Source organism: Bifidobacterium indicum, assembly GCF_036987015.1.
GTDB classification, from domain to species: domain Bacteria; phylum Actinomycetota; class Actinomycetes; order Actinomycetales; family Bifidobacteriaceae; genus Bombiscardovia; species Bombiscardovia indica.
Genome location: NZ_BTXM01000001.1, coordinates 991,714 through 1,015,426 on the forward strand (window position 1 = coordinate 991,714; position 23,713 = coordinate 1,015,426).

Genomic DNA, 23,713 nt, shown 5'->3' on the forward strand with positions numbered 1-23,713 from the left:
CACAACGAGGCCCAGCCGGCATCAGCCGACGAACTCCCGTCGCTCCCACGTGCTATAGAACCCGCAAAAACGGAGTCGGCATGCTGAATCGGCAGAGGCGACCCGGTCCCCTACGGATTCGCTCGGCTGCTTCCCGTCAACGGCGCCGATCGATGGGGGTGAAGGTTCGCTTGCCATGTCCGGTGTAGACCTGCCGGGGCCGTCCGATCTTCGAGGCGGGATCGTTCATCATCTCACGGTACTGGGCGATCCATCCCGGAATACGGCCCAGGGCGAAGAGGGTCGTGAACATCTGAGGGTCGAAACCGATTGCCCGATAGACCAATCCCGTGTAGAAGTCCACGTTGGGGTAGAGGTGCCGGTCTACGAAGTAGTCGTCATGGAGGGCCATGTCCTCCAATTCCAGAGCCACATCGAAGAGGGACCTGTCGGCGGAGCCAAAGTGGTTCACCTCATCTTCCATGATGGCGTAGAGCCATTTCTTGGCGATGGCCGCCCGGGGGTCATAGGACTTATAGACCCGGTGCCCCAGCCCTGAAATCCTGCCTCCCTCCTTCTTGGTCTCCTCAACATAGGCCCGCACACCCAGGCCGGAATCCCGTATCTCCTCGAGCTGACGGAGCACCTGTTCGTTGGCTCCTCCGTGCAGGGGACCGGAAAGGGCGTTGATGCCGGCCGCCACGGCGGAATAGAGGTTGGCATGGGCCGACCCCGCCACCCGGACGACCGAGGTGGAGCAGTTCTGCTCATGGTCGGCGTGGATGATCAGGAGCTTGTCAAGCGCCTGGACCATGAGCGGATTGGCCTGGTATGGCTCATAAGGAATGGCGAAGCTCATCCTCAAAAAGTCCTCCACATAGCCCCTGGTCTCGTCAGGGTAGAGCAGCGGTTCGTTCCTGCGGCGTCGGTGAATCAGGGAGACGACGGTACGAACCTTGGCCATGATGATGGCGCAGGCCTCGTCGAACTGGTCGGGGTCGCCGAACTCACAGGTGTCAGGGTGGAAAGTGGCCAGGGCGTTGACTGCCGAGGCCAGGACGCTCATCGGGTGGGCGCCCCTGGGGAAGGACGAGAGGAGGTTGCGGAAGTCCTCCCCCACGAAGGTGTGGTGGAGGATCCGTTCACGGAAGTCATCGTACTGCCTCTGGTCGGGCAGGTCCCCATGAATCAGGAGCCAGGCCACCTCCAGGAAGTTCGAACCCTGGCAGAGTTCCTCGATCGGATACCCCCGGTAGCGGAGGATGGACCGGCTGCCGTCAATGAAGGTGATGGCCGACTCGCACTGGGCGGTGGTCAGGAAACCTGGGTCCAGCGTGACCCATCCGTCGTTGCGCAGGGAGGAGACCAGGATGCCGTCGGGCCCCTGGGTGGACTTGACCAGCGGAAGATCGAACTCTGTGGCATCGACAACCAACCGTGCTGTTGTCATCCGACACCTCCATCTGTACCTGACGGACCGTCCGGCCAGTACGGTCACCAGGGTCGTGAGACGATGGAGCATCCCGATACCGGCGCGGAATTGCGGTCAGACTACCAGACGAAATCGTTCCTTCCGTTACCGGAAGATGATGTCAAATCACCCTGTAAACACCGGGGTTACATGCGCAGGGAACCTGCACGGATCAATCCCGCCGGGTCAGGATGACCGGTCCGTTCTCGGTGATGGCGATGGTGTGCTCGCTGTGGGCACCACGGGAGCCGTCGGACGATCGCAGGGTCCAGCCGTCCTTGGGATCCTGGAAGATCTCGTCCGTGGTGGCCAGGAACCAGGGTTCGATGGCGATGACCAGGCCAGGACGGAGCTTGTATCCATGGTGGGGAGTGCCGTCATTGGGAACATGCGGATCGCCATGCATGATCCGACCGACGCCATGACCGCCGAATTCCAGATTGACGCTGTAGCCGTTACGGTGGGCCACCTCACCCACTGCGGCGGAGATGTCTCCCAGACGGTTGCCGGGATAGGCCTGGGCGATACCGGCCGCCAGGGCATCCTCCGTGGTCTTGATCAGACGCAGATCCTCGGGATCGGCATCGTCTCCCACTACGAAGCTGATGGCCGAATCACCGACCCACCCGTCCACGTTGATGGCCAGGTCCAGGGAGAGCAGGTCGCCGTCCTTAAGGTCATAGTCGAAGGGGACCCCGTGCAGGACCGCATCATTGACCGACAAGCAGATGTAATGGGCGAAGGGGCCGGTGCCGAAGTCCGGCGCATAGTCCACATAACAGGACGTGGCCCCCTTGCGGGACTGAATCTGCTGCTTGACATAGTCGTCAAGATCGAGGAGGTTGACCCCGGGTTTGCTCATGGCCTCGAGCTCTTTGAGGATGCGACCGACGAACCTGCCCGCCGGCTTCATCTCCTCTATCTCCTGCTTGGTCTTCAACTCGATCATGCCTGTTCCGTCCTTTCAGATTCTCCGCGTATCCCCAGCGGCTGCACCATGCGTCGGTTTGGCGTTCAGCCGGATGCACGGCCTCACCCAGGTTCTGGTATCAGTCTTATCCGGTAATCAGGACCGACAATCCCCAGATCAGCGCCTGCCGAAGGAGAAAGCCCTGATGATGGAGACGATGCCCAGAACCAGAAGGGCGCATCCACTGAAGATGACCAGGAAGATGACCGAACCCAAAGGGTAGATCATGACGCAGATACCGGCCAGGATCGACACAACGCCGGAGAAGATGGTCCAGCCCGAATGCGGCAGCCCCCAGGAGGCCACCAGGCTCATGATCCCCTCCATGATCCAGGCGATGCCGACAATCATGGTGACAAGAATGGTCAGGGCCGAAGCGGACAGGGCCGTGTTCCTGACAATGACGATGCCACCGATGGCAATCAGGGCACCGAAGAGAACACCCAGAACGCGCCATCCGGCCGGCAATCCCTGTGCCACGATGGAGGTGGCCAACCTGACCACGCCGGAGATGATGAAGTAGATTCCCAGGATGACGGTCAGCACGATCAGGGTCTTATCGGGCCACAGCAGGAGGGCGAGTCCCAGGACGACCGCAAGTGCGCCCATGGTCCCCAAGAGGACGCGGATGGTCTTCACGGTCCCCCCGGCCATACCCTCCACAATCAGTCTGAAGGGATCCATGGTCGGAATGGGGCCACCCTGGGGATTCCCGTTCCCATAGGGACCCTGGTTCCGCCCTTCCCTGTACCAATCCGGATCTTGACCTTGGTTGGAATCTGACATAGTGCCCCTCTTTCACATGGTGCCGACGGCATCCACATGGGTGCCGCTTCTAATGTTCAGTCTAAACGAGGCCGGGAATTCGACTGTCTTTTTCCTCCCTCCGCTCACCCTGGTCATGACCGGCTTTCTTTGGTTTCCAGCAGGCTCCAGCCCCGTTACCCTGATGGCCCATGTCATCAAAAACGGTTAGGCTTGCTAGGTATGACACACCCAACAGAATCATCCGCCAGGTCCGGTCTGGACCCCGCCTCCTTTTCTTCCGTCATCAGGCCTCAGGACGACCTCTTCCGCTTCGTGAACGGACCCTGGATCGACACCTACGCACTCCCCGAAGACCGCTCCCGGTTCGGGTCCTTCGACAAGTTGGCCGAGGACGCCGAGGGCCAGATCAGGGACATCCTGGAAGATCCGGACAACCCGGCCACCAAATCGACCATCCTCTACCGGAGCTTCCTCGATTCCCGGGCCATCGAAGCGGCCGGCCTGAATCCGATTCGCCCGGACCTGGCGGCCATCGACGCCGTCGAGGACAAGGCGGCCCTGACCTCGCTCCTGGGGCGGCTCAACCCCACAGGCGGCCCCGATCTCTTTGGCATCGCCATCTACGGCGACCCGGGCAACCCCGGCACCAATGTGGCCCACATCGAACAGGCCGGACTGGGTTTACCCGATGAGGCCTACTACCGTGAATCCCACTACCAGCCCGTCCGCCAGGCCTATAAGGAGATGGTCGCCAGACTCCTGAGACTTGCCGGCTACGCACCGGACCAGGACCAGGCGATGGAACAGGCCGACAGAGTCCTGAATCTGGAGACCCGAATCGCCTCCAACCACTGGGACAACGTCTCTACCAGGGATGAGGACAGGACCTACAACCCCACCGACATGCACCAGCTGCAGCAGACCTTGGCCGATTTCGACCTGGCCGCCTGGATCAGGGCCTGGCAGGATGCCTATGATGCCAACCCAGCCGCCGCCGACCAGCCGGTCGACCTGACCGCCGCCCTGACTCACACCATCGTCCACGAACCCTCCTTCCTGAAGGGACTCAACGGATTCTGGAGAGACAGCGACCTGGAGGACCTGAAACTCTGGGCCCGGGTGCACACCCTGATCGAGTGGGCAGGATTCCTGACCGAGGACTTCGACCAGGCCCGCTTCGACTTCTACGGAAAGGTGCTATCGGGTACCACTCAGATGCGCGACCGCTGGAAGCGTGCCGTCTCCCTGGTCAACGGAATAAGTGGTGAAGAGGTGGGACAGGAGTATGTCAGGCGCCACTTCCCACAGTCCAGCAAGGATCATATGGAGGATCTGGTCGGCAACCTGATCGAAGCCTACCGCGTCTCGATCTCCGCCAGCGACTGGCTGGGCGACGAGACCAAGGTCAAGGCCCTGGCCAAGCTCGACAAATTCTCTCCCAAGATCGGATATACCGATAAGTGGCGGGATTACTCGGCCCTGCGGGTTCGTGAAGATGCGGGTCTGGTGAACAACGTCCGCCAGGCCAACCTGTACGAGTCCGGGTACCAGTTCGGCAAGGCCGGCAAGCCAGTCGACAAGGACGAGTGGCTGATGAACCCGCAGACCGTCAACGCCTACTACGAACCGACCCTGAACGTCATTGTCTTCCCTGCCGCCATCCTCCAACCCCCCTTCTTCGATCCCGAAGCCGATGATGCGGCCAACTACGGAGGCATCGGCGCCGTGATCGGACATGAGATCGGACATGGCTTCGACGACCAGGGCAGCAAGTACGACGGAGATGGCAGGCTCAACGACTGGTGGACACCCCAGGACCGTGTCAACTTCGAGGAACGGACCAAGGCCCTGATCGAACAGTACAACGGGTTCGTCCCCCGGCAGCTGGCCGAGAAGTACGCGGACGATCCCGACAAGGCACCTCATGTCAATGGCGCCTTGACCATCGGTGAGAACATCGGTGACCTGGGAGGCGTCAATATCGCCATCAAGGCCTATGCCCTGGCCCTGCAAGACAAGGCCGGCAAGGACATCGACACCAGCGCCCTGGCCATGGATGAGGCCCTGGATCAGGCACCGACCATGGACGGATACACCGGTCTTCAACGCTTCTTCCTGTCCTACGCATCCATCTGGCGGACCAAGAACCGAGACCAGCTGGCCGAGCAGTACCTCCAGATCGACCCCCACTCCCCTGCCGAGTTCCGGACCAATGGTATCGCCAGGAACGTCGATAAGTTCTATGATGCCTTCAGGGTGCAAACCTCGGATGGCATGTGGTTGGATCCGGCGGACAGGGTCCACATCTGGTAGACATGCGCCTCCGGCCGCGGCACCGCGGCCGGAGGCGCAAAAACCCCTACCGACAACCCATCAAAATGGATTCAGAAGGCATCCGCTGACTGCTCGGATGCCTTCTCCGTATCATCCGTTGGATCCGGAGCCCCTACGTGCTGGTCGGAGGCATCCTCACCCTCGGCATCCGATTCGAGACCTCCGGCCTCTTCGGAATTTCCCCCCGCCCCCGCTTCCGCCTTACCATCCCACGGGTCCCTGAATCCCTGCGAGTCAGGGTCATCAGGTTTGATCCTGATGAAGGATCCCTGCCCCAGATTCAGATCATGGCCCACCCCGTCCGCTTCCAGGACCATGGTGGAGTGCGGCTGCCCACCACTGGTCCATTCCTCGGTCACCAGACCGCCGGACACCATGACCGGGTCCCCCTTATGGAGTGATTGCAGAAGGTTCATGGCCAGGCTCCTGAAGGCCTTGACCGTTATCCATGTTGTAGGCCTTCTGGTCCATACGCCCCTGGCCGTGTCATAGTAGGCCGGCGTTGACCCCAGTCTGAAGGAACACACCGGGGTGGACCCCGGCTGGCCGATCCGTGTGGGGTCCTTTCCCACGAACCCGAACATGAGAACCCTGGATTCATTGGCTGCCATCGGTTACCTCTTTCATCGTGATCGAACATCCTTGTTGAAGGCCACCCGAAGGGACCCTGATCGGGAGAACCGACTGCCAGAGCGGGGGAAGGGGACTTGGCCTCCGTTCCAGGCGTTTCCCATCGAGTGGTGAGGTCCATCATGGGCCAGATGGGCTCAGATTCCCCCTGCTGACGGGCAATGTGGTCGAACATCGCCCCGAACCCGACCCTGTGCAGGGGAGCCACCTGCTGGCCCGGAGGAGGATAGACTGAAGAAGCAGACAGAGGCATGCCGGCACGGAAGGATCATCACTCATGGTGCACACACTGGTCAGTTGGAACATCGACTCCCTCAACGCCGCCCTCCTGGGCAGCAGCGCCCGCGGATCCCTCTCCCTGAATGTGGTGGATTCAATCAGGGACCTGAACCCCGACGTCCTGGCCATCCAGGAGACCAAACTCAATGACGACCAGAAGAAGACCGACAAGATCCTCAGAGCCCTGATGCAGTACTTCCCTGATTATCAAGAGGTCCATCGCATCTCCGAGCCACCCGCCCGCCGCGGATATGCCGGCACCCTGATGCTGTACCGGAACGATCTGCCCACACCCGAGGTCACCTATCCAAAGATCGGTGCCCCGGACACCATGGATGACGAGGGACGGATGATCACCCTGGAGTTCCCCGACTGCTTCGTCACCACGGTCTACACCCCCAATGCCGGCTCGGGACTGGTACGGCTTGAACCACGCGGACACTGGGATGACCGCTACCGCGCCTACCTGAAGAAGCTGGATGCCAGCAAGCCGGTCCTGGCCTGTGGCGACTTCAACGTGGCCCATGAGGAGATCGACATAGCCAACCCCCGGTCCAACCACCATTCCGCAGGCTTCACCGACCAGGAACGCAACAAGTTCGGTCAGTTGCTGGATGCCGGCTTCACCGACACCTTCCGAAAGGTCCACGGACAGGCGGCGGGATACTTCGATGGCCAACGCAGCGTATACACCTGGTTCGCCCAGCGCGCCCTCACCAGCAAGGCCAACAACTCCGGCTGGAGGATCGACTACTGGCTGACCTCCGATCGCCTGGCCGACAAGGTCACGGTTTCCGAACCCGTTGACACCGGCACGAGAAGGGACCACCTGCCCATCCTGTTGCGAATCTGATCCAGGCAACCGTCATCTGAACCAGCCGGACGAACCTATTCAGCCAACCGGACAGAATCTGGGATGACCGCAGGGCCATCCTGCTCAAAAGGCGAATCCCAAGGTCAATCACCACGATTGCGCACATCCGCCCGCAGCATCCTGGCAGGGATATGGAGCGCCCAGGTCGGACCACAAGAGTCGACCGGGCCGCTTTCCTTTCGCATCAATACCGGTGGGACCATCCGCGAATCAAGTCAGTCCAGGGCCACGATCCGATCAAGGATGACCTTGGCGGCCTGGTTGACGGGGACCGAGACCGAGTCGGACCCGTCACGGTTACGGATCTCGATGGTCCCATTCTCGATGGTGTCACGCCCTGCGATGGCGACCAGGGGCACGCCGATCAGCTCCGCGTCCTTGAACTTGACGCCGGGGGAAACCTTGGGACGATCATCGTAGAGGACCTCGACACCCTGCTCCTCCAGCTGGGAGACAAGGCCCTCGGCGGCTTGGAAGGCCTCCTCCTTCTTGCCTGTGGCCAGCACATGGACCATGGCCGGCGCCACGGCCTTGGGCCAGGCCAGACCCCTCTCATCGTGGTGCATCTCGGCGATGCAGGCCAGGACACGGGAGATTCCGATGCCGTAGCAACCCATCCAGACGGGGACTGCCTTGCCGTTCTGATCCAGCACCTTCAGGTCCAGGGCCTGGGAGTATTTGAGACCCAACTGGAAGACCTGCCCGATCTCCACTCCCCGCTCGAAGCTCAGAGGCCCCGACCCGTCCGGACTCATGTCGCCATGACGGACCTCGGCAGCCTCGACCACCCCATCAGCCTTGAAGTCGCGCCCATAGACCGCATGGGCCAGGTGCTTCCCATCGGCATCCGCTCCGGTGACCCACTCAGAACCGGGGGCCACATGGGCATCAACCAGGTAGCGCACATGGTCGGCGGACTCGATGTCGCCACGCTGCGGTCCCAGGACCCTGGGCCCGATGTATCCCTTGACGAATTCAGGGTGGGATGCCAGGTCGGCCTCGTTGGCCTCCTCGATCTCGGCAGGGGCGAATTGGGCCTCAAGCCTCTTCATATCGACCTTGCGGTCTCCGGGAAGGCCGACCGCCACCAGCTCACGCCACCCGTCGGGGTGGTCCTCGTCAGCTGGATGCTTGACGGCGACGACCATGTTCTTCAAGGTGTCCTCAGCCGTCCACTCGCGTCCGTCCTGACGCGGATGGAGGTCATTCAACCTCCCCACCAGGTTCTCGATGGTCTTGGAGTCGGGCGTATCCACCTCGGTCATATCCGGGGTGCCGGAGCGGTCGATCGCCTCAGGCTCAGGCGTGGTCAGGGCCTCGACGTTCCAGGCCTTGCCGGAGGGGGCCAGGGCGAAGGTATCCTCGCCGATGGGCAGGGGGGCCAGGAATTCCTCGGACTGGGACCCACCCATGGGTCCGGAAACGGCATGGACGATGACATAGTTGACTCCCAGACGCTTGAAGATCCGCTCGTAGGCCCCGCGCTCGTCCTGATAGGCCTTCTGCAGCCCCTCCTCATCAATCGTGAAGGAGTAGGCATCCTTCATGACGAACTCACGACCACGAATCAGTCCTGCACGGGGACGGAACTCGTCACGGTACTTGGTCTGGATCTGGTAGAGGGCCACGGGCAGGTCCTTGTATGAGGAGTACATGTCCTTGACCAGGAGGGTGAACATCTCCTCGTGGGTGGGGGCCAAAAGGTAGTCAGCCCCGTGCCTGTCCTGGAGCCGGAAGAGATTCTCGCCGTACTCCTCCCAGCGGTGGGTGGCCTCGTAAGGCTCACGTGGCAGGAGGGCCGGGAAGTGGACCTCCTGCGCCCCGATGCCGTTGATCTCCTCGCGGACCACATCCTGGACCTTGTCCAGAACCTTCAGGCCCAGTGGGAGCCAGGTGAAGATGCCGGGCGCCACCTTGCGCACATACCCCGCCCTCTGCAGGAGTTTCGCCGAGTCCACATCGGCATCGGCAGGATCCTCTCGCAGGGTCCTCAGGAACAGTGTTGACATGCGCATGGCTTTGGTACTCATACCTCCCAAAGATATTCGCGCAAAGGGACATACCGGCTTGGGGACCATCATGGAACCCCTCAACGGAATGGAACCTCGGACCGCCAAATGAGTGGGGCTGGACAGGAGTCTCACGTCTGGGTCCACCGACAAGGTTGCCATCGTCACCGTTGAAGCCTTGGGCATGGCTTCACCGGTGTTCCCCTCGTCCCTCACGTTGGCGGTGTCCTTATCAATGCCGACGGCGGCCATGCGGCACGGTAATCCGGATTGACATGGCAGAAGACGGGTCGGTCGGCATCGGTCCGGTCGGACTTCCCTAGGCAATTGCACCTGAAGCGGATCGGCTCCACATCAGGGCGAACCCTTCTCCACCGACCGGTAGACACCGGTATAGTGGTGAATTGAACAGATTCCACGGATTACATAGTGACAAGGCAGGCACCCATGTCACCGACCCAGGCCATAACCATCCAGCCCTTCGCCAGCCTTGATGCGGAACACATGGAGCTCCTTCTGGAGGCAGACCCCTCAGTCCGGATGGTTCATACGGTTTTCGCCCGGGCGGATGCCTATGAAATCCGGGTGGGAGACGACCTGGCAGGTGTCATGCTACTTGTCGGACCAGGTCCGGAGATCATGGAAATCGCCAATATCAGTGTGGCCCGGTCTCATCGCAGGCAGGAGACTGATTGAACGTGCCCAGAAGGAGACGGTGGAGCTGGGGTACGGAAGATTGGAAGTCGGCACTGGTTCGACCAGTACGGAAGCCCTCCTCTTCTACCAGATATGTGGTTTCCGCATGGACAGCATCGAGCGGGATTACTTCGCAGGCCGTTACGACCAGCCGGTTGTAGAGAACGGAATCATCCTTAAGGATATGGTCCGCCTGTCATGGATGCCCGACTGACCCGCATCCGCCCTCCCAGGTCCAACCGAACAGACACACCTGGTCAGAAGAGCTGGTCCTGGGCGAATTCATCTTCGGGTTCCTGACCGACAGCCCGCTTGGTGAAGGACCCTGGGCCCTCATCGTCCAGCCGGGCGCAGGCCGACTTGGAGTTGGCCCTCAGATCCGAATCCAGGATGACGGCATCGGGAGAGACCAGGAAGGCGTGCTCGTTGATGCCGGTCAAATAGAGCCCGCCCAGGCTTTCCACACGGGAGAGGGCCACGTACCCCATGCCAGGCGCGAAGGTCCTTCTCAGATCCATGACGGCCCGGTCCAGGGTCATACCCTGGGACTTGTGGATGGTGATTCCCCAGGCGCACCTCAGGGGGACCTGGTTGACGGCGGCCAGGACAATGTCCCCGTCCATGGTCTCCCAGGAGGCCGGTTTCATCGTGACCACGTTTCCGTTCTGGAATGAGACGATCGGCCAGCCGCCCTTGGCCGTGCTGGTGAACCCCTTGACCGTACCGATGGATCCGTTGACATACTGGTGGTCCTGATCGTTACGCAGGGCCATGACCGCCGCGCCGGTCTTCAGGGCCAGATCGTCCGGGGCAAGCATGTTCTTCTTCAGCCGTTCCACCAACCTGGCCTCGCCACGGGATGTGGCCTCGTAGTGGTGGGCCTCCTCGTCGATGGCTGCCAGGCGCTGGTCGTTCAAGGTGTCGGCCTGCCTGTTGACCGGGAAGAGGTGGACCGCCACCAGACCCGGGGCCGGGACCGTCCCGACGCGGGTGGCCAGGACATCGTGGTCCTCCTGGGTCACACCACCCTCCCTGATATCGGTCAGGACGGTCAGCAACTGCCCGTCATCCTGGCGATGCTGCTCGGTCAGGTAGCAGACCACCGGATCCAGATCCTGCCAGACCAGGGATTCCGTAACGAATCCATCCGGGTCCTTTCCCGCCTCAGCGTAGCGTTCCCGTGATGCCTGGCACTCGGGCCCAGGCATCATGCCGCCCGCGTGGTTGGGTCGGGTGACCGGCGGGAGTTGGAAGAAGTCCCCCGAGAGAACCACCTGAATACCACCAAATGGTTCAGGACTGTGCCGAACGGCCCGGCAGGCCTGGTCCACCATGTCGAAGAGCCAGGCATGCATCATCGAGACCTCATCGATGACCAGGATGTCGGTTCCCGCGATCTGCCGACGCCGCCTGGTCTTGATCCTCCGCATCAGGGATTCGGTCATGCAGGTGGAGATGCCCACCCCGCTCCAGGAGTGGATGGTCTGACCGTTGATATGGGTGGCGGCTATGCCGGTGGAGGCGGTTACGGCCACGACCGCCCCGTCCTTACGGGCCTGGTCGACGAACTCGTTCAGCACGAAGGTCTTGCCCGACCCGGGAGCACCGGTGATGAAGGCGTTGGCCCCCGCGTTCAGTATGGTCAGGGCTTCGGATTGCTGCATGTCTCCATGGTGCCACGCCTGAGGTACATGGGCCTTGCCCCCAGCTCAGGTCGGCCGCCACAATCAGTAGTCGGTCTTCTCGGGCTTGTTGGCATCCTCGACCGGGTTGCCGGACTCCTCATAGTGGCGCAGGAGACTGGTCCGCTCGATTTCCTCGGCTCCCGCCTTGGACCGGGCCTCGTCGGGGCCAGGGGCCGCCGTGAAGAACATGGAGCGGTAGTAGCGGAGCTCATCCATGGACTCGATGATGTCGGCCAGGGCCCGGTGACCGCCATGCTTGGCCGGCTTGTTCCTGTAGACGTCCGGGTACCAGCGGCGGGAGAGCTCCTTCAGGGTGCTCACGTCGATGACCCGGTAGTGCAGGAGGTTCATCAGGTCGGGCATGTACCGGTCCAGGAACTTCTTGTCGGACCCGACGGAGTTGCCGGCCAGGTGGGCCTTGCCGTGCTCGGGAAGGAAGGGCCTGATGTATTCGATGACCTGACGCTGGGCCTCGGCCAGATCCAGACCGGTCTTCATCTCCTCGATCAGGCCGGAGGAGGTGTGCATATGCCGGACGAAGTCATCCATGTGGTCCAGGGCGGCCTGGGAGGGCTTGATGACCAGGTCGATGCCCTTGTCCAGGACCTTCATGTTGAAGTCGGTGGGTACCACGGAAACCTCGCACAGCTCGTCGTGGAAGATATCCAGGCCGGTCATCTCGCAATCGATCCAGATCATGCGGGATTCCTCCGCGCTGAAGGTCAGATCATTCTTGTCGCTCATCTGCTCACCTTTCAGACCCGGGTCGCTCCCCGGATCGCTCCTTCCGCCACCTTGGACGGAACATTACAAGATACCGCCAGGACATGACCGACCGGGGATTCCCCTTCCGGCGATTCCGACCCTGTCCGCGATGCGGTCGTCAGTCCCCGCCCACCGTGAGGATGACCTTTCCGAACACTCCACCTTCGCTGAAGTGCCGGAAGGCCTGAGGGGCCTGGTCAAGGGTGTAGGTGGAATCAATCACCGGATGCAGGTCGGCCAGCTCGACGAACCTGAGCAGGCGCCTGAAATCCTCCAGGGAGCCCATGGTGTTGCCGTGGACGCGGATGTCCTGGAAGAAGACCCGGGTCAGTTCGGCACCCGGCTGGTCTCCTGAAGTGGCCCCACAGACGACGATGGTGCCGCCCGGGCGGACGGACCTGACCGAGTGGGACCAGGTGGCCGTCCCGACCGATTCCAGGACTGCATCCACCTTGTGGGGAAGCCGTTCCCCGCTGGCCACAACACCATCCGCGCCCAGCTGACGGGCCCTGTCCAATTTGTCCTGTCGACGCGAAGTCACGAAGACCTCCAGCCCTGCCGCATGGGCCAGCTGCAGGGAGGCGGTCGAGACGCCCCCACCCGCCCCCTGGATCAGGATGCTGTCCCCGGGCTTGACCCCGGCAGCCGTGAATATCATCGAGTAGGCGGTCAGCCAGCTCGTCCCCAGAGCCGATGCCTCCTGGAAGGTCAGGTTGCCGGGCATGGGCAGGACGTGGGCCGAGGGAACGGCCACCTTGGCCGCCATGGTCCCCTGATGGCGTTCCGAGAGGATGCTGCGCCCCTCCCCCGGACCAACCCCGGCGCCATCCCCGCCGACCACCGTGTAGGGAATGACCCTGCTCCCGGCCTTGGGACCGCCCTTGGTCCCCGGGATGTCGTCTTCCAGTATTCCCGCCGCATCGGTCCCCAGGATCATGGGCGTGGCCTGCGGGGAAAGACCCACCCCCTGGAGACTCCAGAGGTCGTGATGGTTCAGGCTGACAGCCCTGACAGCAATGGTCGACCAGAACTCATGCCTGTCAGGTTCGGGCCGCTCCCCGACCTCAAGCATGGAAAGTGGGTCCTCCCCGCAGACACCTTTCGCGTATACCGCCTTCATCGGCCTTCCTTCCTCGACGCAGGGGCCGCAGACCACCGTCATCGGCGGCCATGGCCGAACGGAATCCGGACCGCGCGGCCAGGGCAACCCCACTTCGATGAGAGCCTGTACGGCCCCTCACCTGCCACGAGGGTATCACCCAAGACAAGGCGACAAGTCCGGGCCCATGTCATCATCCCCAATTGCCGCCTTACCGGATAGGATTCGAGGCCATACCGTGCGGAACCCATGCGAATCGACACTGGTGCGAACGTGGTCACCCGAAACAAGCGAAGGGCGCGTGGCCAAAACGGTCCTGCGCCCTTCACCCGCCCAAAAGGGCCGAATCACTCAGTCATGGAAGCCGGAGTAGTTGGGGGCCTCCTTGGTCATGACGATGTCATGCGGATGGGACTCGCGCAGACCCGCGTCGGTGATGCGGATGAAGCGACCCTTCTCCTGGAGTTCGGGAATGGTGCGCGCTCCCGTGTAGAACATGGTCTGGTGGAGTCCGCCGACCAGCTCGTAGAGCACATAGTTGAGCGGCCCGCGGTAAGGAACCTCCCCCTCGACCCCCTCAGGGACCACCTTGTCGCTGCTGGTCACATCGGCCTGGAAGTAGCGGTCCTTGGAGTAGGACTTCTTGCCCCTGGGTGCCATGGCGCCCAGGGAGCCCATGCCACGATAGACCTTGTACTGCTTGCCACGCAGGAGGACCTTCTCGCCCGGAGCCTCCTCGGTTCCGGCCAGGAGACCGCCCAGCATGACCGTATCGGCACCGGCCACGATGGCCTTGGCGATGTCACCGGAGTAGTGGATGCCACCGTCGGCCACCAGAGGAACACCGGCGGCCTTGCAGGCCTGGGCGGCATCGTAGACGGCGGTCAGCTGGGGTACGCCCACACCGGCCACCACCCGGGTGGTGCAGATGGAGCCGGGGCCTACCCCGACCTTGACGGCGTCCACACCGGCATCGATCAGGGCCTGGGCACCCTCCTTGGTGGCGATGTTGCCACCGATGATGTCAACATGGTCGAATGCGTGGTCGGACTTGATCCTACGGATCATGTCCAGCATGAGCTTGGCATGACCATGGGCCGTATCGACCACGAGCACGTCCACACCGGCGTCGGTCAGGGCTGTGATGCGCTGCCAGGCATCGCCGAAGAAACCGACGGCCGCAGCCACACGCAGGCGGCCACGCTCGTCCTTGGTGGCTTCGGGATACTGCTCGGTCTTGACGAAGTCCTTCACGGTGATCAGACCGGCCAGCTTGCCCTGGTCATCCACCAGGGGGAGCTTCTCGACCTTGTACTTGGCCAGGAGATCGTGGGCGTCTTCCTTGGTGATGTCGGCCGGACCGGTGATCAGATGGTCCTTGGTCATGACGTCACTGACCTTGAGCTTGTCGAAGTCGGCAGGGTTGACGAATCTCATGTCACGGTTGGTGATGATGCCGACCAGGCGCTGCTCGCGGTCGACAACCGGCAGACCGGACACCTTGTAGACCGAGCAGAGCTTGTCCAGGTCGGTCAGGGTGGCATCGGGGGTGACCGTCAGGGGGTCGGAGATCATACCGGACTCGGACCGCTTGACGATGTCGACCTGGTTGGCCTGGTCCTCGATGCTCAGGTTGCGGTGGAGGACGCCGATGCCGCCGTTCCGCGCCATGGCGACGGCCATGGTGGCTTCGGTGACGGTATCCATGGCCGCGGAGAGCACCGGGGACCTCATGGTGATGTTCCTGGTCAGGTGGGTGGTGGTATCCACCTCGGAGGGGATCACATCGGACTCGTTGGGCAGGAGAAGCACGTCGTCATAGGCAAGTCCGAGCTTCTGGAACATTGGGGGAAGAGGAGAGTAAGGGGCGGAATCGATATGTGAATTATCTAGGACCATGGCACTATTCTACAGACCCTGGTTGACCTGGATGCGCTCATTGGCCGAGCCCGGAACCATCGTGGTGGTCATCTCCCCTGGCATGCTCGGCCCGTTGCGCGGAAAGCCGGGCATTCTCCTGCCGAATCTCGGGGATACGCCGCCGATAATAGGGATAGAGGGTGGCGAAGGTCAGAAGGAGGGTGGCGATCAGGAAACCGATACCCACATAGAGCGGCCGGTAGAAGAGGATGAAGAGGGACCCGAAGGAGATCAGGGCCGCCCAACCCCACAGAATCAGGACGGCCGAGCGGACGGAATGACCGATACGGAGCATCCTGTGGTGAAGGTGCATCCGGTCAGGATGCATGGGTGACTGCCCGTGGCTGAGCCGCCGAATGATGGCCAGGCACATGTCGAGGACCGGGATGAAAAGGACCAGGATGGGCAGGAGGATGGGCATGAAGGCGGGCAGGTAGATGCTGGCATGGATGGTGGCCGGATCCAGACGCCCGGTGACCACGATGGAGGCGCAGGTGATCAGGTAACCCAGGAGCATGGACCCCGAGTCTCCCATGAAGAGCTTGGCGGGGTGCCAGTTGTGCAGGAGGAATCCCACACAGGTCCCCACCATGGCCACGTCGATGAGGGTGGCCAGAGAGGCGTAGTCCGGCGAGATGCGGGCGATGATATAGGAGTAGATGGCGAAGGCGATGCCCCCGATGGCCACGATGCCCGATGCCAGGCCGTCCAGACCGTCCACGAAGTTGACGGCATTGATGGAGGCCACGATCAGGAAGGCCGTGATGGCCATGGAAAGACTGGGCGAGGCGGCGACCAGGGAGCCCAGGGGCAGGGAGATGATCTGCACCCCTCCCCAGGAGACGAAGACCGATATGAGCAGCTGACCGGCCAGCTTCAGCATCCAGTCCAGATCCCAGAGGTCGTCGGCCATGCCCAGGAGGCAGATGGCCACGGCCCCGCCCAGGATGACCCAGGCCTGGTGACCCGACTGGAAGAGGCCGGTGATGAAGGGGATGCGGGAGGCGAAGAACATGGAGACGGCGAACCCGATCAGCATGCCCAACCCACCAAACCGGGGGGTCGGAACGGTGTGGACGTCGCGGGCCCGAACCTCACCCACCGCACCGATCCTGATGGCTATATGCCGCACCATGGGCATGACCAGCCAGGTGGCCCCACCGGCGATGGCCGCGATGAACAGGTAGACCCTCATGCCCGGCCGCCTTCCTTCACGACTTCCCTGATGGCCTGGCGCAGGTCCTCCTGGCCGACCACACCCTGGCGGAGGATGCGGATGCCCTCGGGATCATCGGCATCGGCCGCGACGACCGAGCTGGCCACCGAACCGGGGGTCGGACCGCCATCCAGATAGCAGCCGACCGAATCACCCAATTGCTGACGGGCCTCGGCAGCCGTGCGAACACTGGGATTGCCTGACCTGTTGGCACTGGATGCCGCCAGCGGCCCGGTCACCGCAAGGAGGGCACGGCATATGTCGGAGTCGGGCACCCTCACCGCCTGGGTCCTGCAGCCTGCCTCCTGACGGGGGGTGCAGAGTCCGCATCCCTCTTCGACCCGGCAAATCGGCGAAAAGGGTCCGGGCAGGAAACGGTCGGCCAGGATATCCAAGGGAGCGGGCAGGCTCAGGCTCAAGGCGGGTATGGCCCCGACGGAATCCAGAAGGACCTGGATGGACTTGGTGCGGGGCCGGTGCTTGGCGGCGAAGAGCCTGGCGATGGCCAGATCGTTGAAGGGGTCACAGACGATACCGTAGACCGTATCGGTGGGGATGACCGCCAGCCCCCCACTGTCGATCACCTCGGCCAGACGCAGCAAGGAATCTTGACTGCAATCCAGCACCTGACTCATCCGATTCACCGCCTTTCCTGCTCCTGCCGACCAACCAGCAAGCTGGGTCCATCGCCTGTCTGCCATGGGCGACCATGGTTTTACTCCCCTATTGTGCCCCATGGGCAGGTCTGCTGCCAGTCGGACCATCCGACCTGACCGCCATGAGGTAGCGATCCCGACCGGCAAGGTCCTGCCCGGTTTCAACCTTCCCGAATCCCTCCTGCCGGGCCAGTCGGCGCAGGGCCTCCCCCTGACTGCAATCATGCTCCATGACCAGGGCTCCCCCTGGGCGGAGCAGGTCTGCGGACCGTCTGATAATTCCCTGGGGTATCAGGCACCCGTCAGGGGAACCGCCATACAGGGCCATTTCAGGATCCCAATTCCTGACCTCGGGCTGGGTGGGCATCCGGTCCTGAGGGATGTATGGAGGGTTGCTGATGACCAGGTCGACGCGGCCATTCAACTCGGCAAGGACCTTCCCACTGGTGGCATCGCCGAGGACCAGCCGGTAAGCGGAACCCTGTTCGACCAGCATTTCCGACTGTGCATCCATATTCCTCCGGGTCCAGGTGGCCGCCTCCTCCGAGGCCTCCACCGCCCAGACCCTGGCACCGTGGACCTCGGTGGCCACCGAAAGGCCCACCGCCCCGCTTCCGGCACAGAGATCGACCACCAGGGGGGTCGGCAATCCCCGGTCGGTCAGCCAATCCAGCCCCGCCTGGACCACGGTCTCGGTCTCCGGCCTGGGAATGAAAACCCCGGGCCCCACGTCCAGGTCGAGCATTCTGAAGGCCGCATGGCCAAGGATGTACTGCAATGGCTCACGGTCGGACCGCCTTTGCAGGCAGTCGTGGTAGTCCTGCAAGACCTGGTCGGCCGCTCTGCCCGGGGCCGCGAACCGGTCGAGCCCCCATCCGAGCAGGAGTCCCCTGTCCAGGTCGTGCAGGTCGGACCCTGCTGTCTCGGCAAGGAGGACCCGGGCATCATGTTCGGGGGTGTCCAGGCCCGACCCGCGGAGTACCTGGCGCCCCTCATCCACCAGGAGGTGCAGACCCATACGGTCATTGTCTGCGGAGGTCACTCCTGGGCAGCCATTCTCTGGGCCTCGTCGGCCTGGATGTCCGAGTCGATGATGGCCTGCAGGTCCCCGTCCAGCACCTGCTCCAGGTTGTAGGCCTTGTACCCGGTGCGGTGGTCGACGATCCTGCTCTCCGGGAAGTTGTAGGTCCTGATCCGCTCGGAACGGTCGAGGGAACGTACCTGCGAATGGCGCATATCGGCGGCCTGGGCGGCCTCCTCCTCATGCTTCATGGCCAGCAACCGGGACTTGAGCACCCGCAGGGCCGCCTGCCGGTTCTGGATCTGCGACTTCTCGTCCTGCATGGAGACCACGATTCCCGTGGGGATATGGGTCATGCGAACGGCCGAATAGGTGGTGTTGACCGACTGCCCGCCAGGCCCGGAACTCATGAAGATGTCGATCTTCAGATCCTTGGGGTCGATCTGGATCTCGTCGTCATCCTCGTCGGCCTCGGGGAAGACGATCACACCCGCCGCCGAGGTCTGTATCCTGCCCTGGGACTCCGTGACGGGAATCCTCTGGACCCGGTGCACGCCACCCTCATACTTCAGCGAGGCCCACACCCCCTCATCAGGGGACACCTGTCCCCTGGCCCTGATCGCCATCTGGGCGTCCTTGATCCCGCCCAGTTCGGTACGGTTCTCGCTCATGATCTCGGTGGACCAGCCGCGCTTCTCCGCGTAACGGGTGTACATGCGCATCAGGTCACCGGCGAAGAGGGCGGCCTCCTCGCCACCGGTGCCGGCCTTGATCTCCATGATGGTGTCGCGGGAATCATCCGGATCCCTGGGAATCAAGGCGGTCCGCAACCGTTCTCGGGCATCGGGAACCCGTTCGGCCAGCTCCTTGGCCTCCAGGGCGAACTCCTTGTCCTCTGCGGCCATGGCTTGGGCGGCCTCGCAATCCTCGATGAGGCTGGTGTATCGGCGATAGGCATCGACGATGGGGGCGAGTTCGGCATGGCGGCGGCCCAGCTTGCGGATCTGGGCCGGGTCGGATGCCGATTCAGGCTGGCTCATCTGGTGTTCCAGGCGCTGGTATTCCTCCAAGGCGACCCTGGCTGCCGGGAACTCTTCCTCACTCATCGAATCTCGCCCTCTCTGGCCGATTTACATAGAAAAACGCCAGTTCCGAACCGGGCATAGCAGACGACCCGGGTCGGGACTGGCGTTGAAATGCTACTTGTTCTTCTTGCCGTAACGGGCTTCGAACCGTGCCACACGCCCACCGGTGTCGAGAATCTTCTGCTTGCCGGTGTAGAAGGGGTGGCAGTGCGAGCAGACATCAACCGTCATATGATCGCCGGGGGCGGTCGAACGGGTGATGAAGGTGTTGCCGCACGAGCACGTGACCTCTACGGGATGATAATCAGGATGAATTCCCTGCTTCATGATGAACTCCTAGGAGACAAACGGCACCGGGTCGCCAACCCCTGTGGCCAGCGTGAACCGGAACCGCGATTATTGTAGCTCACTCTCGGGAGAACCGCCCCGATTGCGCCACGCGCCGAATGGATTTGCCCCGGAATTCTCGCATTCCAAGCCTATAATCAAACCACCAGGCCATATGACTGGCCTTCCACCCAATGAAGGAGGAGAGCATGGCACAGGAAGTAGCATTCGTCACCGGAGCTGCCCAGGGCATCGGAGAGGCCATATCTCGTCGTCTGGCATCGGACGGGTTCGCCGTGGCCGTGGCCGACATGAAAGCGGACAAGGCCCAGGAGGTCGCCGATTCCATCAACCAGGACGGAGGCAGGGCGATCGCCGTCACCCTGGACGTGACCGACAAGGTCCAGGTCCGCTCGGCCGTCGAGAAGGCCGCCACCCAGCTGGGTGACTTCAACGTCATCGTCAACAACGCCGGGCTCGGCCCCACCACCCCCATCGAATCCATCACCCCGGACATGTTCGACAAGGTCTACCACGTGAATGTGGCCGGCACCATCTGGGGTATCCAGGCTGCGGTCGAGCAGTTCCGCGCCCGTCACCACGGCGGCAAGATCATCAACGCCACCAGCCAGGCCGGAGTGGTGGGCAACCCCAACCTGATGCTTTATTCCTCCACCAAATTCGCCGTCCGCGGCCTGACCCAGGTCGCCGCACGTGACCTGGCCAAGGAGGGAATCACGGCCAACGCCTACGCGCCCGGCATCGTCAAGACCCCGATGATGATGGACATCGCCCACGAGGTCGGAAAAAACGCCGGCAAGGATGACGAGTGGGGCATGTCGACCTTCTCGGACGGCATCGCCATGGGACGTCTCTCAGAGCCCAGCGATGTCGCCAACGCTGTCTCCTTCCTGGCTGGACACGACTCCGACTACATGACTGGTCAGACCCTGATCGTCGATGGCGGCATGCAGTTCCAGTGATGCCCTGGGCTCCTTGCCCACTGGCCCTTGAACACGAGGACCCCCGCCGGTTGGGCGTGAACCCAATCGGCGGGGGTCCTCATCGACTCTGGCACTCAGGCGTTGAAGACGTACTTGTCCAGACGGTCCATGGCCTCCTTGACCCGACTCAGGGGCAGGGCCAGGTTCATGCGGATGGCGCACGGCGCCTTGAACTGTCGTCCGTCCTGAACGGCCACGCCGACATCCCAGGCACGCTTTTCCAGCTGATCCAGGGTGAGGTTATGGTTCCTGCACCAGTCCGTGCAATCAAGGAAGAGCATGTAGGTGCCCTGGGGCTTGGAGACATCGACCCCGTCGAAATGCCGGTCGATGTAGTCGCAGGCATAGTCCACGTTCCCGGTCAGGACCTGACGGAGTTCATCCACCCACTCCTGTCCCTCCGGCTTGTAGGCCCCGATCAGGGCATGCATGGACAGGACGTTCATGTCGTTGTAGTGGGCCTTGGAGCCCTTGGCCACGATCCGGTCGCGCAGATACCTGCTGTAGATGATGTGGTAGGAGCCAACCAGCCCGGCCAGGTTGAAGGTCTTGCTGGGCGCATAGAAGGCGGCCGTCCTGTTGCGGGCGTCATCGCTGACCGACTGGGTGGGGGTGTGCTTGTTGCCCGCCAGGATCAGATCGGACCAGATCTCGTCGGAGATGACCACGCATTCGTTCTCCTTGTAGACTTCCATGGCCTTCTCGACCTCCCACTTCTCCCAGACACGGCCACAGGGGTTGTGGGGGTTGCAGAAGACCGCCACATGGATGTTGTTCTCCTTGAGCTTGCGGTCCATGTCCTCGAAGTCCATCCTCCAGACACCCTGCTCGTCCTTCTTCAGCGGGCTGTGCACAATGTGGTAGCCGTTGTTCTCGATGCACATCGTAAAACCGACGTAGGTGGGGCTGTGAAGCAATACCGCATCGCCTGGAGCAGCAAAAGCCGTCAAGGTGGAGACGACCCCTCCCAGGACCCCGTTCTCATAACCGATGTCCACGGGTGTCAGTCCCTCCACACCATTGCGGGTGCGCTGCCAGTTGATGATGGCATCGTAGTACTCGTCAGTAGGGCTGAAGTAGCCGAATGCCGGGTGCTTGGCGCGCTCGATGATGGCCTCGGGAATGGTAGGCACCGTCGGGAAGTTCATATCCGCCACCCACATGGGGATGACATCGAATCCCTCCTTGGGAGGGTCGGGCGCGAACCCTGGGTTGGCGCCCAAACCGTCAACCGCGATGGCATCCTTGCCATGCCTATCCATGATGGACGTAAAATCGTAGGTCATTGTGTTCCTTTCTCAATCCTGACCGGGCGAGCCGGCCGACTGCAACAATTCACCAGCGGACCATGGCGATGCGTTCAGGAATCCGCATTGGACGCATCACCCTCGTCTGAAAGTGTATCCTTCAAGGCGTCCTCGCCGTTGACCGGTGTCGAATTCCCCGAGTCTCCACCAGAGACCGGTTCCGTCTTCCCCCCGTTTCTTCTACGTTGGAGAACGAAAAGCACAGCAAGAAGAATCATCCAAGGAATTGTCACCAGATAGCTGATTCTGTACTCGGGCATGATGGCCATCATGACCATGATCAGCATCATGAAGGCGAGCGCATAGAAATTGCTGAAGGGATAGAGCGGGAGCTTGAAGGTCAGCTCGTTCTCCTTACCCTCCCGACGTTTGATGCCGCGGAAACGATATTCACTCACCAGCTCGGCCACCCAGCTGAAGACCAGCATAAAGACCGTAATCGAAGAGAAGAGGGCGAAGGCCCGCTCAGGCAGGACGGCCATGAGGGCAATGCCCAGGAGCTGCATGAGTACAACCGTCAGCACACTGACATAAGGGATCTTCTTCTTCGACACTCTTGACAGAATCGAAGGAGCGCTGCCTTGGAGGGAGAGGTTGTAAAGCTGACGACTGTATATGAATATGCCGCTGCTTACTGCACTCAAGGAGGCGGTGATGATGACGAAGTTGATGATGGAGGCCGCGGCAGGAATGCCCAGTGACGCGAAGACACGGACAAAAGGAGACCCCACGCCCTTCATCCTGTCCCAGGGCCACATGCACAGAATCACGAAGGTGGACCCGAGGTAGAAGAGGATGATGCTCCAGAACACCCCATTGACGGCACGGGGCATGGTCTTCTTGACATCCTTGGCCTCACCTGCCGTGTAAGCCACCGATTCCGAACCGCCGAAAGCGAAGGCCACCATGACGACGGAGAACAGGAGCCCCGTCAGGCCGTTGGGCATAAAGCCATCGACCGTCAGGTTCCTGAACATGACGGGATCGCCTCCGTTGCCGATACCGGTGAAGATGATGATCAGACCACCGACGACCATGACGAGAATGGTGACCACCTTCACGGCAGAGAGCCAGAACTGTGACTCACCATAGAAGCTGACGGATATCAGGTTGATGACGGCCATCAGCACCATGCCGATCAAGCCGCTCGCCCATATGGGGAAGGAGGGGAACCAGAACTGAACGTACTTGCCCAGTGCCGTGAACTCCGCTCCTGACCCGGCCACACAACCGAGCAGGCTGGTCCAACCGATGGCATACCCGACGAATGGATGTATGTACCGGCTGGCATAGGACACGGTCGCACCCGATACGGGTTCGGCAGTAGCCATTTCCCCGACCGCCCGGCAAACGACGAAAATGGCTGCACCGGCCAGTGCATATGCCAGTAGGACGGATGGACCCGCATAGGATATTGCGCCGGAGGATCCGTAAAACAGGCCGACACCAATGGCCCCACCGATGGCCATCATCCCCATCTGCCGGGTGTTGAGGCTACGGTTCAGGTCCTCTTCCTCATATTTCTCCGACGGACTGGACAATGAATCAAACGTACTCACTGGGACACCTCCTCTTTGAGCTGTTTGTAGTTATTTTATCACAACAATAATATTTTGTC

At 62.0% G+C, this 23,713-nt stretch carries 21 protein-coding genes; 5 read left to right on the forward strand and 16 right to left on the reverse strand.

The window, feature by feature from the left end; genetic code table 11:
• Window positions 1–136: 136 nt before the first annotated feature.
• From AACP59_RS04235 to AACP59_RS04245, 3 genes are all read right to left on the reverse strand, one after another.
• Window positions 137–1,429: a citrate synthase gene (locus AACP59_RS04235; RefSeq protein ID WP_297316883.1), complete on the reverse strand. Its 1,293-nt coding sequence runs from the start codon at window positions 1,427–1,429 to the stop codon at window positions 137–139.
• Between the two features lie 193 nt (window positions 1,430–1,622).
• Window positions 1,623–2,399: a type I methionyl aminopeptidase gene (map, locus tag AACP59_RS04240; RefSeq protein ID WP_297316884.1), complete on the reverse strand. Its 777-nt coding sequence runs from the start codon at window positions 2,397–2,399 to the stop codon at window positions 1,623–1,625.
• A gap of 138 nt (window positions 2,400–2,537) precedes the next feature.
• Window positions 2,538–3,206, reverse strand: a complete 669-nt coding sequence (locus tag AACP59_RS04245) for an HdeD family acid-resistance protein (RefSeq protein ID WP_297316885.1) — start codon at window positions 3,204–3,206, stop codon at window positions 2,538–2,540.
• A gap of 201 nt (window positions 3,207–3,407) precedes the next feature.
• On the opposite strand from AACP59_RS04245, the gene AACP59_RS04250 reads away from it, so the two are divergent.
• On the forward strand, window positions 3,408–5,501 hold the full coding sequence (locus AACP59_RS04250; RefSeq protein ID WP_297316886.1) for a M13 family metallopeptidase: 2,094 nt from the start codon (window positions 3,408–3,410) through the stop codon (window positions 5,499–5,501).
• Window positions 5,502–5,572: 71 nt separating this feature from the next.
• Here AACP59_RS04250 and AACP59_RS04255 read toward each other — a convergent pair whose 3' ends face one another.
• Window positions 5,573–6,133: a single-stranded DNA-binding protein gene (locus AACP59_RS04255; RefSeq protein ID WP_297316887.1), complete on the reverse strand. Its 561-nt coding sequence runs from the start codon at window positions 6,131–6,133 to the stop codon at window positions 5,573–5,575.
• Window positions 6,134–6,429: 296 nt separating this feature from the next.
• On the opposite strand from AACP59_RS04255, the gene AACP59_RS04260 reads away from it, so the two are divergent.
• A complete protein-coding gene (locus AACP59_RS04260; RefSeq protein WP_339350025.1) occupies window positions 6,430–7,284 on the forward strand; it encodes an exodeoxyribonuclease III in 855 nt (284 codons plus the stop codon).
• Window positions 7,285–7,520: 236 nt separating this feature from the next.
• Here the strand turns inward: AACP59_RS04260 and AACP59_RS04265 are convergent, their stop codons facing one another.
• A complete protein-coding gene (locus AACP59_RS04265; protein WP_339351132.1) occupies window positions 7,521–9,335 on the reverse strand; it encodes a proline--tRNA ligase in 1,815 nt (604 codons plus the stop codon).
• Between the two features lie 426 nt (window positions 9,336–9,761).
• On the opposite strand from AACP59_RS04265, the gene AACP59_RS04270 reads away from it, so the two are divergent.
• Both AACP59_RS04270 and AACP59_RS04275 read left to right on the forward strand, forming a co-directional pair.
• Window positions 9,762–10,010 carry a hypothetical protein gene (locus AACP59_RS04270; RefSeq protein ID WP_339350028.1) on the forward strand — a complete coding sequence of 83 codons (249 nt, stop codon included), beginning with the start codon at window positions 9,762–9,764 and terminating at the stop codon, window positions 10,008–10,010.
• Window positions 10,011–10,029: 19 nt separating this feature from the next.
• On the forward strand, window positions 10,030–10,224 hold the full coding sequence (locus AACP59_RS04275) for a hypothetical protein (protein ID WP_339350029.1): 195 nt from the start codon (window positions 10,030–10,032) through the stop codon (window positions 10,222–10,224).
• Window positions 10,225–10,267: 43 nt separating this feature from the next.
• Here the strand turns inward: AACP59_RS04275 and AACP59_RS04280 are convergent, their stop codons facing one another.
• The 9 genes from AACP59_RS04280 to rpmE form a co-directional block, all read right to left on the reverse strand.
• Entirely contained in the window at window positions 10,268–11,674 is a 1,407-nt protein-coding gene (locus AACP59_RS04280; protein WP_339350031.1) for an ATP-dependent DNA helicase, read from the reverse strand.
• Window positions 11,675–11,737: 63 nt separating this feature from the next.
• Complete coding sequence (gene orn, locus AACP59_RS04285) at window positions 11,738–12,439, reverse strand: oligoribonuclease (RefSeq protein WP_297316892.1); 702 nt, start codon at window positions 12,437–12,439, stop codon at window positions 11,738–11,740.
• A 139-nt stretch (window positions 12,440–12,578) separates the two neighbouring features.
• The gene (locus tag AACP59_RS04290; protein WP_297316893.1) at window positions 12,579–13,580 is read right to left on the reverse strand and encodes a zinc-binding dehydrogenase; all 1,002 of its coding nucleotides are present in this window, start codon (window positions 13,578–13,580) and stop codon (window positions 12,579–12,581) included.
• Between the two features lie 330 nt (window positions 13,581–13,910).
• A complete protein-coding gene (gene guaB, locus AACP59_RS04295; RefSeq protein WP_339350032.1) occupies window positions 13,911–15,458 on the reverse strand; it encodes an IMP dehydrogenase in 1,548 nt (515 codons plus the stop codon).
• Between the two features lie 37 nt (window positions 15,459–15,495).
• Complete coding sequence (locus AACP59_RS04300) at window positions 15,496–16,674, reverse strand: MraY family glycosyltransferase (protein ID WP_297316895.1); 1,179 nt, start codon at window positions 16,672–16,674, stop codon at window positions 15,496–15,498.
• Window positions 16,671–17,330, reverse strand: a complete 660-nt coding sequence (locus tag AACP59_RS04305) for an L-threonylcarbamoyladenylate synthase (RefSeq protein ID WP_297316896.1) — start codon at window positions 17,328–17,330, stop codon at window positions 16,671–16,673. Before AACP59_RS04305 ends, AACP59_RS04300 begins: the two co-directional genes overlap by 4 nt.
• Window positions 17,331–17,418: 88 nt before the next feature.
• Window positions 17,419–18,369 carry a peptide chain release factor N(5)-glutamine methyltransferase gene (prmC, locus tag AACP59_RS04310; RefSeq protein WP_339350089.1) on the reverse strand — a complete coding sequence of 317 codons (951 nt, stop codon included), beginning with the start codon at window positions 18,367–18,369 and terminating at the stop codon, window positions 17,419–17,421.
• A 20-nt stretch (window positions 18,370–18,389) separates the two neighbouring features.
• Entirely contained in the window at window positions 18,390–19,478 is a 1,089-nt protein-coding gene (prfA, locus tag AACP59_RS04315; RefSeq protein ID WP_297316897.1) for a peptide chain release factor 1, read from the reverse strand.
• 93 nt (window positions 19,479–19,571) lie between these two features.
• The gene (gene rpmE, locus AACP59_RS04320; RefSeq protein WP_297316898.1) at window positions 19,572–19,784 is read right to left on the reverse strand and encodes a 50S ribosomal protein L31; all 213 of its coding nucleotides are present in this window, start codon (window positions 19,782–19,784) and stop codon (window positions 19,572–19,574) included.
• Between the two features lie 209 nt (window positions 19,785–19,993).
• Between rpmE and AACP59_RS04325 the strand changes: the two genes are divergently transcribed.
• The gene (locus AACP59_RS04325) at window positions 19,994–20,767 is read left to right on the forward strand and encodes a (S)-acetoin forming diacetyl reductase (protein ID WP_339350034.1); all 774 of its coding nucleotides are present in this window, start codon (window positions 19,994–19,996) and stop codon (window positions 20,765–20,767) included.
• Window positions 20,768–20,862: 95 nt separating this feature from the next.
• On the opposite strand, the gene AACP59_RS04330 is transcribed toward AACP59_RS04325, so the two are convergent.
• Together AACP59_RS04330 and AACP59_RS04335 are read right to left on the reverse strand one after the other, a co-directional pair.
• On the reverse strand, window positions 20,863–22,074 hold the full coding sequence (locus AACP59_RS04330; protein WP_297316900.1) for a MalY/PatB family protein: 1,212 nt from the start codon (window positions 22,072–22,074) through the stop codon (window positions 20,863–20,865).
• Between the two features lie 74 nt (window positions 22,075–22,148).
• Complete coding sequence (locus AACP59_RS04335; RefSeq protein ID WP_297316909.1) at window positions 22,149–23,573, reverse strand: amino acid permease; 1,425 nt, start codon at window positions 23,571–23,573, stop codon at window positions 22,149–22,151.
• Window positions 23,574–23,713 lie beyond the last annotated feature (140 nt).